This window comes from Mesorhizobium escarrei (genome assembly GCF_935825525.1).
In the GTDB taxonomy this organism is placed as follows: domain Bacteria; phylum Pseudomonadota; class Alphaproteobacteria; order Rhizobiales; family Rhizobiaceae; genus Mesorhizobium; species Mesorhizobium escarrei.
Genome location: NZ_CAKXZT010000133.1, coordinates 39,149 through 56,448 on the forward strand (window position 1 = coordinate 39,149; position 17,300 = coordinate 56,448).

Annotated in this window: 10 protein-coding genes; all 10 read left to right on the top strand. The window is 64.7% G+C overall.

Translation table 11 applies throughout. The annotated features are described in order from the left end of the window. Positions 1 to 68: 68 nt before the first annotated feature. On the top strand, positions 69 to 1,250 hold the full coding sequence (locus NMG80_RS19485; RefSeq protein WP_254019594.1) for a serine hydrolase domain-containing protein: 1,182 nt from the start codon (positions 69 to 71) through the stop codon (positions 1,248 to 1,250). Positions 1,251 to 1,379: 129 nt separating this feature from the next. Next, positions 1,380 to 3,692, top strand: a complete 2,313-nt coding sequence (locus NMG80_RS19490; protein ID WP_254019595.1) for a Tex family protein — start codon at positions 1,380 to 1,382, stop codon at positions 3,690 to 3,692. A gap of 670 nt (positions 3,693 to 4,362) precedes the next feature. After that, positions 4,363 to 5,568, top strand: a complete 1,206-nt coding sequence (locus tag NMG80_RS19495; RefSeq protein WP_254019596.1) for an acyl-CoA dehydrogenase — start codon at positions 4,363 to 4,365, stop codon at positions 5,566 to 5,568. Positions 5,569 to 5,853: 285 nt separating this feature from the next. Continuing rightward, positions 5,854 to 9,249 (top strand): transglutaminase family protein, encoded by a 3,396-nt coding sequence (locus tag NMG80_RS19500; RefSeq protein ID WP_254019597.1) that lies wholly within the window; start codon positions 5,854 to 5,856, stop codon positions 9,247 to 9,249. A gap of 6 nt (positions 9,250 to 9,255) precedes the next feature. Then, entirely contained in the window at positions 9,256 to 11,661 is a 2,406-nt protein-coding gene (locus tag NMG80_RS19505) for a circularly permuted type 2 ATP-grasp protein (protein ID WP_254019598.1), read from the top strand. 25 nt (positions 11,662 to 11,686) lie between these two features. Next, positions 11,687 to 12,571: a transglutaminase family protein gene (locus tag NMG80_RS19510; protein WP_254019599.1), complete on the top strand. Its 885-nt coding sequence runs from the start codon at positions 11,687 to 11,689 to the stop codon at positions 12,569 to 12,571. Positions 12,572 to 12,729: 158 nt separating this feature from the next. Continuing rightward, positions 12,730 to 13,830 (top strand): DNA topoisomerase IB, encoded by a 1,101-nt coding sequence (locus tag NMG80_RS19515; protein WP_254019600.1) that lies wholly within the window; start codon positions 12,730 to 12,732, stop codon positions 13,828 to 13,830. A 115-nt stretch (positions 13,831 to 13,945) separates the two neighbouring features. Next, positions 13,946 to 14,320: a YciI family protein gene (locus NMG80_RS19520; RefSeq protein ID WP_254019601.1), complete on the top strand. Its 375-nt coding sequence runs from the start codon at positions 13,946 to 13,948 to the stop codon at positions 14,318 to 14,320. Continuing rightward, on the top strand, positions 14,317 to 15,588 hold the full coding sequence (locus NMG80_RS19525) for an RNA polymerase sigma factor (protein WP_254019602.1): 1,272 nt from the start codon (positions 14,317 to 14,319) through the stop codon (positions 15,586 to 15,588). Before NMG80_RS19520 ends, NMG80_RS19525 begins: the two co-directional genes overlap by 4 nt. Positions 15,589 to 15,769: 181 nt before the next feature. Then, positions 15,770 to 17,281 carry an L-piperidine-6-carboxylate dehydrogenase gene (gene amaB, locus NMG80_RS19530; RefSeq protein ID WP_254019603.1) on the top strand — a complete coding sequence of 504 codons (1,512 nt, stop codon included), beginning with the start codon at positions 15,770 to 15,772 and terminating at the stop codon, positions 17,279 to 17,281. Positions 17,282 to 17,300 lie beyond the last annotated feature (19 nt).

Here is a 17,300-nt window from a genome sequence, read left to right on the forward strand (position 1 = left end):
CACCATATGACTCGCCAGAGCGAATTTCGAAACAGTCTCTAAGTTCCTAAAAACCGGAGGAAAACGCCATGACCGGCAAGACCGCGTTCGAGACCAGACATGGCTTTGCCCGCAACCAGGTGCTGCTCGACAACTGGCGCGAAAGCCCGTTCAGCCGGTGGTCGTTCCAGAATGTCGGCGAGTTGGTGCCGAGCGCACGCGTCGCAGCCGTGCCGGGCAGTGGCGAAATACCGGTTCAGGATTTCGGTGGGCTGCTTGACGAAAAGGTCGCGCTGGCCGGCGGGCCGGAGACCGTTGCGGCCTTTCTCACGCGTTCCGATAGCGACGCGCTGACAATCATGAAAGCCGGCAAGATCGTCGGCGACTGGTTTGCACCGCATATGCAGTTCGGCGCCCGCCACATCATCTTCTCGATCAGCAAGTCGCTGACCGCGATTCTGGCCGGCATTTTGGAAGGCGAGGGAGTTTTCGATCCGCAGGCGCCGGTGACCCGCTATCTGCCGGAAGCTGCCGGCTCGGCCTATGGCGATGCCAGCGTGCGGCATGTGCTCGACATGAGCGTCAGCCTCGACTTCGAAGAAGCCTATCTCGATCCGGAAAGCGCCTTTGCCCGCTATCGCCGCGCGACGCTGTGGAATCCGGGCGAAGGCACGGAAAGCCTGGCCGACTTCATCCTGACGCTGCAGCGCCTTGCCGAGCCGCATGGCCGGATCTTCCGCTACCGCTCGCCCAATTCCGACCTGCTCGGCATCCTGCTCGAGCGCGCGTCCGGCCAGCGCTTCGCAGAGCTGTCGCGCGAAAAATTTTGGCTGCCGCTTGGTGCAACGAGCGAAGCGTCGGTGACGGTCGACATGGAAGGCACAGCGCGCACGGCCGGCGGCATCTCGGTGACGCCGCGCGACCTGGCGCGTGTCGGTGAGATGATGCGGCAGGGCGGCATGGCCTATGGCCGGCGCATCGTGCCGGAAGCCTGGGTGCGCGACACTGTCAGCGCAGGCGGAGACACCGAGGCCTGGCAGCGTGGCGCGATGGCGTTCCTCTTCCCGAAAGGGCGCTACCGCAACAAATGGTACCAGACCGGCGCGGCAAGCGGCGCTTTCTGCGGTATCGGCATCCACGGCCAGTGGCTCTACGTCAATCCGACGGCCGAGGTGGTTATCGCCAAGATGTCGTCGCAGCCGGAGCCGGTCGACGAGCCGCTCGATGTCGATACGGTTGCCGTCTTCGAAGCACTGAGCCGGATAGTCTGACCGATTCCAGCCCGACCGCGATCGCAGCTTTCCTGTGGACCTGTCAGGGTGATCGAAAACGCCGCGGTTGGCGGAGCGACGCTCTGCGCCTATGGTCGCCGCTCTTTTCGACAGGACGGCAGGAACGACATGGCATCTGACATCAAGCGCATCGCAGCAATCATCGCAGCCGAGATCGCGGCCCGGCCCGAACAGGCCGCGGCGGCGATCGGGCTGCTGGACGAAGGCGCGACGGTGCCGTTCGTGGCGCGCTACCGCAAGGAGGTCACCGGCGGCCTCGACGATACGCAACTGCGCCTGCTGGCCGAGCGGCTCGTCTATCTGCGCGAGCTCGACGCGCGTCGCGACACCATCCTCGGTTCGATCCGCGACCAGGGCAAGCTGACCGAAGACCTTGAAGCCAAGATCGCAGCGGCGGCCACCAAGGCGGAACTCGAAGACATCTATCTGCCCTACAAGCCGAAGCGCCGGACCAAGGCCGAGATCGCGCGCGAGCGCGGCTTGGGACCGCTGGCCGAGGCGATCCTTGTCGACCGCGCGGCGGTGCCCGCCGAGCTGGCGCTGGCCTACATCAGTGAAGAGGTGGCCGACGCCAAGGCGGCGCTGGAGGGCGCGCGCGACATCCTGTCCGAGCAGTTCGCCGAGAATGCCGATCTGGTCGGCAAACTGCGGAGCTACATGAAGGAACGCGCCTTCATGCGGTCGCGCGTCGTCGACGGCAAGCAGGAGGCCGGCGCGAAATTCTCCGACTATTTCGACCATGTCGAGCGCTGGGCCAATGTGCCGAGCCATCGCGCGCTGGCGATGCTGCGCGGCCGCAATGAGGAAGTGCTGTCACTCGATATCGAAGTCGATTCCGACGACGCGTCGCCGGTGAAGCCGGTCGAGCGGATGATCGCCGATGCCTATGCCATCGGCCGCCAGTTGCCGGGCGACCGCTGGCTGATGGAGGTGGCCGGCTGGACCTGGCGCATAAAGCTGTCGCTGCATCTGACGCTCGATCTGATGCGCGATCTGCGCGAACGGGCCGAGGAAGAAGCGATCCATGTCTTCGCCCGCAATTTGAAGGATTTGCTGCTCGCCGCCCCGGCCGGCTCGCGCGCCACGATGGGGCTCGACCCCGGCATCCGCACCGGCGTCAAGGTGGCGGTGGTGGACGGCACCGGCAAGCTGCTGGCGACGACGACAGTCTATCCGTTTCCGCCACGGAACGACGTGCGCGGCACGCAGGCCGAACTAGCAAAGCTCATCCGCCTGCACAAGGTCGAGTTGATTTCCATCGGCAACGGCACCGGCAGCCGCGAGACGGAAAGGCTGGTGACCGACATGCTGTCCGACATGCCGTCGGATTCTGGGCCGAAGCCGCTCAAGGTGATCGTCAGCGAAGCGGGTGCTTCGGTCTATTCCGCCTCGGCAACGGCAGCGGCGGAATTTCCCGGCCTCGACGTGTCGCTGCGCGGCGCCGTGTCGATCGCGCGGCGGCTGCAGGATCCGCTCGCCGAACTGGTCAAGATCGAGCCAAAGTCGATCGGCGTCGGCCAGTATCAGCACGATGTCGACCAGTACCGGCTCGGCCGCTCGCTGGAAGCGGTGGTCGAGGACGCGGTCAATGCCGTCGGCGTCGACCTCAACACCGCCTCGGCGCCGCTGCTGGCGCGGGTTTCGGGTCTCGGCGCCTCGCTGGCCGAGGCGATCATCGCGCATCGTGACGCGACCGGCCCTTTCGCCAGCCGCCGCGACCTGTTGAAGGTGGTCCGGCTCGGACCTCGGGCCTTCGAGCAATGCGCCGGCTTCCTGCGCATTGCCAACGGCACCGAACCGCTCGATGCCTCGGCCGTGCATCCCGAAGCCTATGGCGTGGCGAAAAAAATCGTTGCGGCCTGCGGACGTGACCTCCGCTCGCTGATGGGCGACAGTGCCGCTCTCAAGGCGCTCGATCCGCGTGTCTTCGTCGATGAGCGGTTCGGCCTGCCGACGGTGCGAGACATTTTGGCGGAACTGGAAAAGCCCGGCCGCGATCCGCGCCCCGGCTTCAAGACCGCGACCTTCGCCGACGGCGTCGACGACATCAAAGATCTCAAGCCAGGCATGCTGCTGGAGGGCACTGTCACCAATGTCGCCGCTTTCGGCGCCTTCGTCGATATCGGCGTGCATCAGGACGGCCTGGTGCATGTCTCGCAACTGGCCGACCGTTTCGTCAAGGACGCGCATGAGGTGGTCAAAGCCGGCGACGTGGTCAAGGTGCGCGTGGTCGACATCGACATCAAGCGCAAGCGCATCGGCCTGTCGATGCGCAGGGATGGTGACGGCGGCACACCGAAGCCGCGCGACAATGGCAACAGACCGGCGCCGCGCGGGCCGGCGCCGCAGCGCCAGCCGGAACGACCGGCTGGGCAGGGCGCATTCGGCGCCGCGTTGGCGGAAGCGATGAAGCGAAAGTAGCTGATAGACCGGCCAAAGAGAAACTGGCGCTGTCGATGTCGGCGCTGCCCCTCATCCGCCTGCCGGCACCTTCTCCCCGTATAGTGACGGCGCAAGCAGCGCGGCTCTTCCTTCTCCCCTTGTGGGAGAAGGTGGCCTCGCGAAGCGAGGTCGGATGAGGGGTGTTCCAGCTTGGCACCGACAGCACTCCGTCCAACACCCCTCAACCGTCTCGGCGCTACGCGCCGATCCACCTTCTCCCACAACAAGGGGAGAAGGAAGAGCTAACAGATGCCCGGCAGGGCAATGAGGGGCAGCGCCAACCTCAGGTGATTGATTGCCCGGAGGTAGAGCATATTTGTTCTTGCTTTGTGCCGGCAGCTATGCTGCAGCTATGCTAATGATTCAGGCACAGTGCATGTGCGCCACCGACCCGCCCAAGAGGCGGGTTTTTTGCGACCGGCGGATGGCCGCGCCTTGTCGTGCGGCACGACGAGGTAATAGGCGCCGCGGCTCTGCATCGGCCGGGCCCGCCTCGGAGGTGGCAAGGGCGCCGATACCAGTCAAAAGGCGGCGCTGCACGTTCATGATCCATTACTTTCGCTCATTTATCGGCGAAGCAATTTCGTTTGATTTTTTCGAGCCGGAAGCCGATAAGCCGCGCACTTCCGTGATCTGGAGACCGAGAGCCATGGCCGCCGACAAGAACGCATTCGTCTGGGATGATCCTTTCCTGATCGAGGACCAACTTTCGGAAGACGAACGGATGGTGCGTGATGGCGCGGCGGCATTCGCCGCCGACAAGCTCGCTCCGAGAATCGAGGAGGCCTATCTCGAGGAAAAGACCGATGCCGGGATCTTTCGCGAGATGGGCGAGGTCGGGCTGCTCGGCATCACCATTCCGGAAGAATATGGCGGGCTCGGCGCCAACTACGTCACCTATGGCCTGGTGGCGCGCGAAGTCGAGCGCATCGACTCGGGCTATCGCTCGATGATGAGCGTGCAGTCGTCGCTGGTGATGTATCCGATCCATGCCTATGGCTCGGAAGCGCAACGCAAAAGATACCTGCCGAAGCTGGCGTCAGGCGAATGGATCGGCTGCTTCGGCCTGACCGAGCCGGATGCCGGTTCCGACCCGGGCGGCATGAAGACGCGGGCCGAGAAGACGACGAACGGCTACAGGATCTCCGGCACGAAAATGTGGATCTCCAACGCGCCGATCGCCGACGTGTTCGTCGTCTGGGCGAAGTTGTCCGACAAGAGTAGGGGCGCGCATGACGACGAGATTCGCGGCTTTGTGCTGGAAAAAGGCATGAAGGGGCTGTCGGCGCCGAAGATCGACGGCAAACTCAGTCTCCGCGCGTCGATCACCGGCGAAGTGGTGATGGAAGGCGTCGAGGTCGGCGAGGATGCGCTGCTGCCCAATGTCTCCGGCTTGAAGGGGCCGTTCGGCTGCCTCAACCGGGCGCGCTACGGCATCTCCTGGGGGGCGATGGGCGCGGCCGAGGATTGCTGGCACCGGGCCCGCCAATATGGCTGCGACCGCAAGCAGTTCGGCAAGCCGCTAGCCGGCACGCAGCTGTTCCAGAAGAAGCTCGCCGACATGCAGACCGAGATCGCGCTCGGCCTGCAGGGCAGTTTGCGGGTCGGGCGGCTGATGGACGAAGGCAAAATGGCGCCGGAGATGATCTCGATCGTCAAGCGCAACAATTGCGGCAAGGCGCTCGACATCGCCCGCCAGGCCCGTGACATGCATGGCGGCAACGGCATCCAGATCGGCTACCACGTCATGCGCCACGCGCAGAACCTGGAGACGGTCAACACCTATGAGGGCACGCATGACGTGCATGCGCTGATCCTCGGGCGGGCGCAGACGGGATTGCAGGCGTTTTTCTGAGCCGGCCATGCCCTGCACTGCTGCATTCTTCGGTTAGCGTCACGGCATGGATTCTGGGGTCTGCGCCGCGTCGCTTCGCTCCTGCTCCGCCCCAGAATGACGAAAACGCGCGGGCTTTCGCAAATCGCAGACGCTGGAGGCCGGTGGTGGCCAGTCGCATTGAGCGAAATTACAGCGGCCAATAGCTGCTTAAATTAGATGCAGCGCAACATCTCTGCTTGGAGAATGGCCAGCATTTGTGTCAGGGTTCGGCGAATTCGTTGAAACGCCGACTTTCGAGGCCCCATGGCAATTCTGGCAGCCGTCTACCACCTGACCCATTACAAATATGACCGGCCGGTCGTTCTCGGCCCGCAGGTCATCAGGCTACAGCCGGCGCCGCATTCCCGCACCAAGGTGCTCAGCCATTCGTTGAAGGTCGGGCCGGCGAACCATTTCGTCAACCTGCAGCAGGATCCCTACGGCAACTTCCTGGCCCGCTTCGTGTTTCCGGAACCGGTGACGGAACTGAAGATCGAGGTCGACCTCGTCGCCGACATGACGGTCTACAATCCGTTCGATTTCTTCGTCGAGCCGTCGGCCGAGATCTTTCCGTTCGAATACCCGGAAGAGATCAGCGACGATCTCACCATCTACCGGGCTCCGGAACCGGCTGGACCGTTACTATCGGCATTCCTGCAAACCATCGATCGCAGTCCTACCAACACCGTTAATTTCGTCGTCGACCTCAATGCACGCCTGCAGCGCGAGATCGCCTATATCGTGCGCATGGAAACCGGCGTTTTTTCGCCGGAGGAAACGCTGGCCGCCAAGAAGGGCTCGTGCCGCGATACGAGTTGGCTGCTGGTGCAGATCCTGAGGAACCTCGGCATCGCCGCGCGCTTCGTTTCCGGCTACCTGATCCAGCTGAAGCCCGACCTCGTCGCGCTTGACGGTCCGCCTGGCACGGCGATCGACTTCACCGATCTCCATGCCTGGTGCGAGGTTTATCTGCCGGGCGCCGGCTGGATCGGCTTCGACCCGACCTCCGGCCTGCTCACCGGCGAAAGCCATGTGCCGCTCGCCGCAACACCGCACTTCCGCAACGCCGCGCCTATTTCCGGCATGGCGAGCTTCGCCAATGTCGAGTTCGGCTTCGACATGCGGGTCGACCGCATCGCCGAGCACCCCCGCATCACCAAGCCATTCTCCGACGAAAGCTGGCAGGCGCTTGACGCATTGGGCAAGCAGGTCGACGCCTCGCTCGAGGCCGGAGACGTGCGGCTGACCATGGGTGGCGAGCCGACCTTTGTGTCGATCGACGATTTCGAGGCTGAGGAGTGGAACACCGCCGCCGTCGGCCCGACAAAACGCGAAAAGGCCGATGCGCTGATCCGCCGGCTGCGTGAGCGTTTCGCGCCCGGCGGCTTCCTGCATTACGGGCAGGGCAAGTGGTATCCGGGCGAAAGCCTGCCGCGCTGGACCTTTTCGCTGTACTGGCGCGCCGACGGCGAGCCGGTGTGGAGCGACCCGTCGCTGATCGCACGAGAAAACAGCGAAGCAAATGAAGCAGGCGAAGCAGAGGTGGGGCCGAAGCAGGCCGAAAGCCTGCTGACGGCGATTGCCGATGAACTCGGCATCGACAACACCATGGTCAGCGAAGCCTATGAGGACCCGGCCGAGTGGCTGCTCAAGGAAGGCAAGCTGCCGGACAATGTCGATCCGTCGAATTCGAAGCTGGACGACCCCGAGGAGCGCAGCCGCATGGCGCGGGTGTTCGAACGCGGCCTGACCAAGCCGTCGGGCTATGTACTGCCTGTCCAGCGCTGGAACAGCCAGGCGTCGGGACCGCGCTGGCGTTCGGAGAGATGGAAAACGCGGCGCGGCAGACTGTTCCTGGTGCCGGGCGATTCACCGGTCGGCTACCGCCTGCCGCTCGGCACGCTGCCCCATGTGCCGCCGGCGCAGTTCCCCTATATCGTGCCGGTCGATCCTTCGCTGCCGCGCGGGCCATTGCCGGCGCGCGAGGCGATTTTGCCGGGAGCTGCTCCGGTGCCGGAGCCTGCTCCGGCCGAACTTGAAGGCGCCGACGAAATGGCGCGCCGCCAACAGGCGGCGTCCTTCACCGCCGCGACTGGCCAGCAGGACCGTGTCGAACAGGAGATCACCGAGATCGGCGGCGCGGTGCGCACCGCGCTGTCGGTCGAGCCGCGCGACGGACGGCTTTGTGTGTTCATGCCGCCGGTCGAGGCGCTGGAAGACTATCTCGAACTGGTCGCGGCGGCCGAGAACGCTGCAAAAACTATCGGCCTGCCGGTGCATATCGAGGGCTACGGCCCGCCGCACGATCCGCGCCTCAACGTCATCCGCGTGGCTCCGGATCCCGGCGTCATCGAGGTGAACATCCATCCGGCTGCGAACTGGCAGGACTGCGTGGCGACGACCACGGCGATCTACGAGGAGGCGCGGCAGACGCGGCTCGGCGCCGACAAGTTCATGATCGACGGCCGTCATACCGGCACCGGCGGCGGCAACCATGTCGTCGTCGGTGGCGCAACACCCAACGACAGTCCGTTCCTGCGCCGCCCCGATTTGTTGAAAAGCCTTGTCCTGCAATGGCAGCGCCATCCGTCGCTGTCCTATCTATTCTCGGGCCTGTTCATCGGTCCGACCAGCCAGGCGCCACGCTTCGACGAGGCGCGGCACGATTCGCTGTACGAGCTCGAGATCGCGATGGCTCAGGTGCCGCATCCGAACCAGGGCGCGGCACCCCTGCCCTGGCTGGTCGACCGGCTGTTCCGCAACCTGTTGACCGACGTGACTGGGAACACCCACCGGTCGGAAATCTGCATCGACAAGCTGTTTTCGCCGGACGGGCCGACCGGCCGGCTGGGGCTGGTCGAGTTCCGCGGTTTCGAGATGCCGCCCAATGCGCGCATGAGCCTGGCGCAGCAATTGCTGGTGCGCGCCGTCATCGCCCGCGCCTGGAAGAATCCGCTCGATGGCCGTTTCGTCCGCTGGGGCACGTCGCTGCATGACCGTTTCATGCTGCCGCACTATGTCTGGGCTGACTTTCTCGACGTGCTGGACGACCTCAAGCTGAACGGCTTCCAGTTTCGTCCCGAATGGTTCGACGCGCAGCTCGAATTCCGCTTCCCGTTCTGCGGCGAGGTCCAGCATGCCGGCATCAAGCTGGAGCTGCGGCAAGCGCTGGAGCCGTGGCATGTCATGGGCGAGCAGGGCGCGATCGGCGGAACCGTGCGCTTCGTCGATTCCTCGGTCGAGCGGCTGCAGGTGAAGACCGAAGGGCTCAACCCGGAGCGTCATGCCGTCGTCTGCAACGGCCGCATCGTGCCGATGAAGGTGACCGACAGCAGAGAAATCGCGGTGGCCGGCGTCCGCTTCAAGGCCTGGCAGCCGGCATCTGGCCTGCATCCAGCACTGCCGGTCAACACGCCGCTGGTCTTCGACATCTACGATCGCTGGTCGGGCCGGGCGGTCGGCGGCTGCGTCTACCATGTCGCGCATCCCGGCGGGCGCAGCTACGACACTTTCCCGGTCAACGGCAACGAAGCGGAGGCGCGACGACTTGCCCGCTTCGAGCCGCGTGGCCACACGCCGTCCGCCTACGTGCTGCGCGACGAACAAGCCTCCGAAGATTTCCCGATGACCCTCGACCTGCGGCGGCCTGCAAGACTCTGATCAGCCATGGCAAAGGGGAATCACAAGGAATTACGCGGCAGGCCGCATAATTTGCTGGAGCACTACCAGCCGATCGACGGCGTCGTCGACGAGATGGTCGATGCATCAGGCAATCCCCGTCCGGTCTGGAAGGAGTTCATCGAAGCGCTGGAAGAACTGGGGCCTGAAGAGCTCGCCCAGCGCTTTGCCCGCGCCGACCAGTATCTGCGCGACGCCGGAGTCTATTACCGTCTCTACGATCAGGCCGGCGCCAATGAGCGCGAATGGCCGCTGGCGCATGTGCCTCTCCTGATAGAGGAGCAGGAATGGGCCGCGATCAGTGCCGGCCTGGTCCAGCGGGCCGAACTGTTCGAGGAGACGATTGCCGACATCTACGGGCCGAACCGCCTGGTCGAGAAAGGCATCCTGCCGGCAGGGCTGATCGCGGCCAGCCCAGAATATTTGCGGCCCGTCGTCGGCACCAGACCGCACAGCGGTCATTTCCTGCATTTCTGCGCGTTCGAGCTCGGCCGTGGACCGGATGGCCGCTGGTGGGTGCTGGGCGACCGCACGCAGGCGCCGTCGGGGGCCGGCTTTGCGCTGGAAAACCGCGTCGCCACCACGCGTGCGCTGTCCGACATTTATGGCGAAATGCATGTGCACCGCCTTGCCGGCTTCTTCCGTCGCTTTCGCGACGCGCTGAACGGCATGGCTAAGGTATCGGGCGGCCGTGTCGCCATCCTGACGCCGGGGCCGCTCAACGAAACCTATTACGAGCATGCCTATATCGCCCGCTATCTCGGCATCATGCTGCTCGAAGGCGAGGATCTGACCGTCTCCGGCGGTCGATTGATGGTGCGCACGGTTTCCGGGCTGATGCCGGTCAGCGTGCTCTGGCGGCGGCTCGACGCCGCCTTCGCCGATCCGCTGGAGCTGCGGCCGGATTCGCAGATCGGCACACCAGGGCTGGTCGAGGCGATCCGCCGGGGGGCCGTTTCAGCCGTCAACGCGCTCGGCTCCGGGCTGATGGAAACGCGGGCGCTGTTCGCCTTCCTGCCAAAAATTTCGCGCGAATTGCGCAACGAGGAGCTTCTCTTGCCGAGTGTCGCGACATGGTGGTGCGGGCGGGACGCGGACCGTGACCATGTGCTGGCCAATCTCGACCGCATGGTGATCGGTCCGGCGCTGTCGACGCGGCTTGCCTTCGAGGATGACGATTGCACCAGGCTGGGCTCGGCGCTGGTTGCCGGGGAGCGGGCGGAACTGATAGCCCGGATCGAACGGGACGGCGGCGCCTTCGTCGGACAGGAAGCGGTGACGCTTTCGACCACGCCGGTCTATGTCGGCGGCTGGCTTGAGCCGCGGCCGGCAGCCCTGCGCGTCTATCTGGCGCGAATGCCCGAAGGCTGGACGGTGATGCCAGGCGGTTTCGCCCGTGTCGGCTTTTCGCTCGACCCGACTGCGATCGCCATGCAGCGCGGCGGCCAGGCTGCGGATGTATGGGTGGTCAGCGACAGGCCGGTAGAGCGCGAGACGCTGCTGCCGCAGGAGCATGACAGCTTCACCCGCACCTCGCCAGGCAGCCTGCCCAGCCGGGCGGCGGAAAACCTGACATGGCTCGGCCGCTATATCGAGCGATCGGAAGACACGGTGCGCATCCTGCGCGCCTATCACGTGCGGCTGGCCGAGGCCTCCGACCCGGACATGCCTTTGCTTGCCGATATCAGAGACCATCTCGAACCGTTCGGCATCGACGTCGCGGCGGCGATCCCGCCGGGGCTGATCGGCACGCTGGACAGCGCCGTCTACAGCGCCGGGCAGATCCGCGACCGCTTCTCGCCCGACGGCTGGCTGGCGCTGAAGGATCTTTCGAAGACCATTCATCAATTCGCGACAACGGTGGCGCCGGGCGATGACGCGACGCAGGCGATGACTGTCATCCTGCGCAAGCTCGCCGGGTTTTCCGGCCTGCTGCATGAGAATATGTACCGCTTCACCGGCTGGCGCTTCCTGGAGATCGGCCGGCGGTTGGAACGCGGCATCCAGATCGCCCGCACGCTGGCCCGGCTGACCAGGGCTGCGGCGCCCGAAGGCGCGCTCGACATGATGCTGGAGATCGGCGACAGCGTCATGACCCACCGGCGGCAGTATCCGGTGCAGGCCGGCCGGCGCACGGTGATCGACCTCCTGGTGCTCGATCCGCTCAACCCGCGCTCCATCCTGTTCCAGCTCGAGCGGCTGAAGGCCGAAATCGCGCTGTTGCCCTCTATCGGCGGCGAGGGGCATATGTCGCCGGCGGCGAAAGAGATACTGCAGCTCAATACGGCAATCGCCATCAAGGAGCCCTCGGATATGACGGCGCAGGCCCTGGACGATCTCGCCACCGAGATCGGCGGCCTCTATAACAGCCTCGCCAAGGCGTATTTCGGCTAAGGACGGGGTCCGGATAAAGGCTGGCATGCTCTACGACATCAGGCTCAATCTGCGTTACGACTATGATGCTGCAGCCGGCGGCGGCCGCCATCAAGTGCGCGTGCTGCCGCCGACGATATCCGGCGTGCAGCGCGTAATCGCCGCTTCGCTGTCGTTCGCGCCGGCGCCGAGCGAACGCTCGGATTTTTCCGATTTCTTCGGCAACAATGTCACGTCGATCGCCTTTCGCGATGCCCATGATGCGCTCGACATCAGGATGAGCGCGCGCGTCGCCGTCTCGCGGCCGGAACCCGGGCTTGACGTGTCGCCCGACATTCGCCGGCTGCGGGAGCAACTCGAAGCGATGCGGTCGCTGTCGCCCGATACACCGCATCACTTCCTGGCCGCCAGCGACCATGCCGGCGTCGATGCTGATATCACGTTGTATGCGCGGAGCAGTGCCGGCAGTTCTGTCGTCGGCACCGCCATGGACCTGTGCAACCGCATTCATCGCGATTTCACCTACGATGGCGAGGCGACCACGGTGCAGACCCGGGCGAGCGATGCTTTCAGCCTGAAGCGGGGTGTCTGCCAGGATTTTTCGCACATCATGATCGCCGGCCTGCGCGGCCTCGGTATCCCCGCCGGCTATGTCAGCGGCTTCCTGCGCACCATTCCGCCGCGCGGAAAGCCGCGACTGGAAGGGGCCGACGCCATGCATGCCTGGGTGAAGGTGTGGTGCGGGCGCGACACCGGATGGCAGGAGTTCGATCCGACCAACGGCATGCGAGCAAGCAACGACCACATCACCGTCGGCCACGGCCGCGACTATTCGGATGTAGCGCCGATCGTCGGCGTGCTGAAGACGACGGGCGGACAGGTCGGCGAGCAGGCTGTCGACGTCGTTCCGGTCGTCCTGGAAAAGGCGTGACGGCAAGAGAGGCGGCAATCGATTTCGTATGCGCCGAACATCGATTGAAGACGGCTCCTCGAAGGCACACGCGGTGAGCCTGACATCATTCTGAAAGTCATTAGCGGAACCAGCAGCCGTTCCTGCGCTTATCTACGGGAAAATTTCGTGGAGAGGACATGCTGGACAAATCCGGATCGTCGCCTGGCCGGTCGGCTAGCACGAAGATTGCACCAGGGGCGCTGACAAATGGGTCGCAAGCCTCTGCCGATCGAGCCTCGCTTACCTACCTCACCGATGCCGAGCCCGGTATCCGCCGTTTCAGGGTCGGCAGGGGATTCTCATACAAAGGGCCTGACGGGCAGGCTGTCGACGAGGACACCATGGCCCGCATCAAGGCGCTCGCCATCCCGCCGGCGTGGACGGATGTGTGGATCGCGCCGGATGCCAACGGTCACATCCAAGCGACCGGCCGGGATCAGCGCGGACGCAAGCAATATCGCTACCATTCGCAATGGGCCGAGGAGCGCGACGGCGTCAAATATTCGAGCCTGGTTGCCTTTGCAGAGAGCCTGCCTGAGCTGCGACGCCAGATCGACGCCGATCTGCGCCGTCACGGCCTGCCGCTGGAACGCGTCGTCGCCGCTGTGGTCTGGCTGCTCGACAACACGATGATCCGCGTCGGCAATGCCGCCTACGCCCGCGACAACAACAGCTTTGGGCTGACCACGCTGCGCGACCGCCATGTCGACATCGATGGCTCGCGCCTGCGTTTCGCTTTCAAGGGCAAGTCCGGCAAGGAATGGAAGCTGAAGCTCGTCGATCGCCGGATCGCCAGGATCGTGCGCGGGGCGCAGGATCTGCCGGGCCAGAAGCTGTTCCAATATCTCGACGAGGACGGACGCAGGCGACCGATCCGCTCCGACGACGTCAACCGCTATATCAGGGAGACGGCGGGGGCGGATTTCAGCTCCAAGCATTTCCGAACCTGGGGCGGCACCATCCATGCTGCGTCGCTGTTTGCGCAAACCGAACGACCCGAAAGCCAGGCACAACAGAAGCGGGTGATGAACGGCGTCATCGACAAGGTCGCCGAGCGGCTGGGCAACACGCGCGCCATCTGCCGCAAATGTTACATCCACCCACAGGTCTTCGAAGCCTGGTCCGAAGGACGGCTGCTCAGCGAAATGGCGGATGTGAACAAGCGGAAGCGATCGATAGCCGGCCTTGACGACGAAGAAGCCGTCGTTCTGAGATGGCTGAAGGCGCAGGAAAGCTGAACCGAACAGAGCAGCCATAGACCTTCATTGTGTTGGCAGGACGCGATTTTTTTATCGACGTTGTGTCGGGATCGGTCCTACTGTTTCGTCCTTTGAGAGAGAAAAGGACGCACCCATGCTCTACGCAATCCTCTGCTATGCCTCCGAAGACGTCGTCTGCTCGTGGAGCAAGGAACAGGACGATGCCGTCATGGAAAAACTCCTGGGCGTGCAGGAAAAATACGCTCGGGCCGGCCGGCTTGGCCCAGTGGCGCGGCTGCTGCCGACGACCGCTGCGACTACGCTGAGAAAGGTCAAAGGCGAATCGGTCGTCATCGATGGCCCATTTGCCGAGACCAAGGAACAGTTCCTCGGCTTCTACACGCTCGAATGCGCCGATCTCGATGAGGCCGTCGATTTCGCGCGCGAGCTTTCCGAGGTCAACCCGAGCGGCGGCTCCTACGAAATACGGCCGGTTTCGCTCTTCAGTCCCGCCAAGGTTTCAGCATGACCGACCTTACCTGGATCAGCACAGCGATCAGCACCGCCCGCCCACAGGCGATGGGCGCGCTGTTGCGCTACTTCCGCGATCTCGACGCGGCGGAGGAAGCTTTCCAGGACGCTTGCCTGCGAGCCCTGAAGAACTGGCCGACAAACGGCCCGCCGCGCGATCCGGCAGCCTGGCTGATCTTCGTTGGCCGCAACAGCGGCATCGACGCGGTGCGCAAACGTGCCAAGCAGGCGCCGCTGCCGGAAGAGCACCAGATCTCCGATCTCGAAGATGCCGAGACCGATATCGCCGAACGGCTGGACGGCGCGCACTACCGCGACGACATATTGCGGCTGCTGTTCATCTGCTGTCATCCCGACCTGCCGGCCACGCAGCAGATCGCCGTGGCGTTGCGCATCGTTTCAGGCCTGAGCGTCAAGCAGATCGCCCGCGCCTTTCTCGTCGGTGAAAGCGCGATGGAGCAGCGCATCACCCGCGCCAAGGCGCGCATCGCCGATGCCGGCGTGCCGTTCGAGACGCCCGGCGCGGTCGAGCGCTCCGAGCGGCTCGCCGCGGTCGCCGCCATGGTCTACCTGATCTTCAACGAGGGCTATTCGACCAACAGCGGCGAGGCACCGGCGCGCGCGCCGCTCTGCGAGGAGGCGATCCGGCTGGCCCGGCTGCTGCTCAGGCTGTTCCAGACCGAGCCGGAGATCATGGGCCTGACGGCGCTCTTGCTTCTCCAGCATGCGCGTGCGCCGGCGCGTTTCGACGAGAACGGCGAAATCGTGCTGCTCGAAGACCAGGACCGCAGCCTGTGGAGCCGCAAGATGATCGACGAGGGGCTGGCGCTGGTCGACAAGGCGCTGCGCCACCAGAAGCCCGGTCCCTACCAGGTGCAGGCGGCGATCGCCGCCCTGCATGCGCGCGCGACAAAGCCCGAGGACACGGACTGGAATGAGATCGAACTGCTCTACAGCCTGCTCGAGCAGATGCAGCCGTCGCCGGTGGTGACGCTCAATCGCGCCGTCGCGGTCGCCAAGGTGCGCGGGCCGGAAGCCGCACTTGCCATGATCGAGCCGCTGGATCAAAGGCTTTCCGGCTATTTTCACTTCTTCGGCCTCAAGGGTGGCCTGCTGATGCAGCTTGGTCGTGGCGAGGAGGCGCGCATCGCCTTCGACCGCGCCATTGCGCTTGCCAATACGGCCGCCGAGGCCGCCCATATCCGCATGCATATCGACCGGCTGATGAAGGAAGGCGCCGTGCGGGGTGCGAAGACAGCGCGCTGAGACGACTCGCTGGTTCAACGGTCTGCCTTTGGCTTAGACCATGCCGGGATGGCGATTTTTCCCCGAAACGAGTAATGCCACGCCATTGACTGCGCCTGATGTGCCGATCCGCACGGGGACGGCATGGCACAAGGCTTTGACCGACGCCATATGAGAGCGACGGGATCTGAAGGGAAAGAAAATGACGATTGCGAAGGAAACAGCCGGGCTGCTGGCGAAACTGGGTGTCGCTGATGCCGCGCTTTCGGGCGGCGATCTCATCGTGCGCAGCCCGGTGACGGGTGAGCAGATCGCCGCGCTGAAGGCGATCTCGGCGGCCGGCGCGGCAGCGACCATCGACAGGGCGCATAAAGCCTTCCAGACATGGCGGCTGGTGCCGGCACCGAAGCGCGGCGAGCTGGTGCGGCTGCTTGGCGAGGAATTGCGCGCGCACAAGGCCGAGCTTGGCCGGCTGGTGTCGATCGAGGTCGGCAAGATCCCCTCCGAAGGTCTCGGCGAAGTACAGGAGATGATCGACATCTGCGATTTCGCCGTCGGCCTCTCCCGGCAATTGTACGGCCTGACCATCGCCACCGAGCGCCCGGGTCATCGCATGATGGAAACCTGGCACCCGCTGGGCGTCGTCGGCGTGATTTCGGCCTTCAACTTCCCGGTCGCGGTGTGGTCGTGGAACGCCGCGCTGGCGCTGGTCTGCGGCGACGCGGTGGTGTGGAAGCCGTCGGAAAAGACACCGCTGACGGCGCTCGCCTGCGAGGCGATCTTCAAGCGTGCGGCACAACGTTTCGGCGATGCTCCGGAAGGCTTGATTTCGGTGCTGATCGGCGATCGGGCCGTCGGCGAAATTCTGGTCGATCATCCTGATGTGCCGCTGGTCTCGGCCACTGGCTCGACCCGCATGGGCAGGGATGTCGGTCCGCGGCTGGCGAAGCGCTTTGCCCGCGCCGTGCTGGAGCTCGGCGGCAACAATGCCGGCATCGTCTGCCCGACAGCCGATCTCGACATGGCCCTGCGCGCCATCGCCTTCGGCGCCATGGGCACGGCCGGCCAGCGCTGCACGACGCTGCGGCGCCTGTTCGTGCATGAGAGCGTCTACGACCAACTCGTTCCGCGCCTGAAGAAGGCCTATGAAAGCGTCTCGGTCGGCAATCCGCTGGAGACATCAGCGCTGGTCGGACCGTTGATCGACAAGGCGGCCTTCGACAGCATGCAGAATGCGTTGAAGGAATCCGCCGCTCAAGGCGGCAAGGTCACCGGCGGCGTGCGGGTCGAGAATGGCCATCCCGACGCCTATTACGTTCGTCCGGCGCTGGTCGAGATGCCCAAGCAGGTATCGCCGGTGACGGAAGAGACCTTCGCGCCGATCCTCTACGTGATGAAATACTCGGACTTCGACGCCGTGCTCGATGAGCACAATGCGGTCGGAGCGGGGCTGTCGTCGTCGATCTTCACCCGCGACCTGCAGGAAGCCGAGCGCTTCCTCGGCGTCGACGGGTCCGACTGCGGCATCGCCAACGTCAACATAGGCACATCGGGGGCCGAGATTGGTGGTGCCTTCGGCGGCGAGAAGGAGACCGGCGGCGGCCGCGAGTCGGGCTCCGACGCCTGGAAGGCTTACATGCGGCGCGCCACCAACACGGTGAACTATTCCAAGGCGCTGCCGCTGGCCCAGGGCGTATCCTTCGACATCGACTAGTACCTTTTCACAGTGATGT

Bases quoted from the DNA above. Each gene is read 5' to 3' on its own strand.
- NMG80_RS19485 (WP_254019594.1), top strand. From the start codon at position 69: ATGACCGGCAAGACCGCGTTCGAGACCAGACATGGCTTTGCCCGCAAC.
- NMG80_RS19490 (WP_254019595.1), top strand. From the start codon at position 1,380: ATGGCATCTGACATCAAGCGCATCGCAGCAATCATCGCAGCCGAGATC.
- NMG80_RS19495 (WP_254019596.1), top strand. From the start codon at position 4,363: ATGGCCGCCGACAAGAACGCATTCGTCTGGGATGATCCTTTCCTGATC.
- NMG80_RS19500 (WP_254019597.1), top strand. From the start codon at position 5,854: ATGGCAATTCTGGCAGCCGTCTACCACCTGACCCATTACAAATATGAC.
- NMG80_RS19505 (WP_254019598.1), top strand. From the start codon at position 9,256: ATGGCAAAGGGGAATCACAAGGAATTACGCGGCAGGCCGCATAATTTG.
- NMG80_RS19510 (WP_254019599.1), top strand. From the start codon at position 11,687: ATGCTCTACGACATCAGGCTCAATCTGCGTTACGACTATGATGCTGCA.
- NMG80_RS19515 (WP_254019600.1), top strand. From the start codon at position 12,730: ATGCTGGACAAATCCGGATCGTCGCCTGGCCGGTCGGCTAGCACGAAG.
- NMG80_RS19520 (WP_254019601.1), top strand. From the start codon at position 13,946: ATGCTCTACGCAATCCTCTGCTATGCCTCCGAAGACGTCGTCTGCTCG.
- NMG80_RS19525 (WP_254019602.1), top strand. From the start codon at position 14,317: ATGACCGACCTTACCTGGATCAGCACAGCGATCAGCACCGCCCGCCCA.
- amaB (WP_254019603.1), top strand. From the start codon at position 15,770: ATGACGATTGCGAAGGAAACAGCCGGGCTGCTGGCGAAACTGGGTGTC.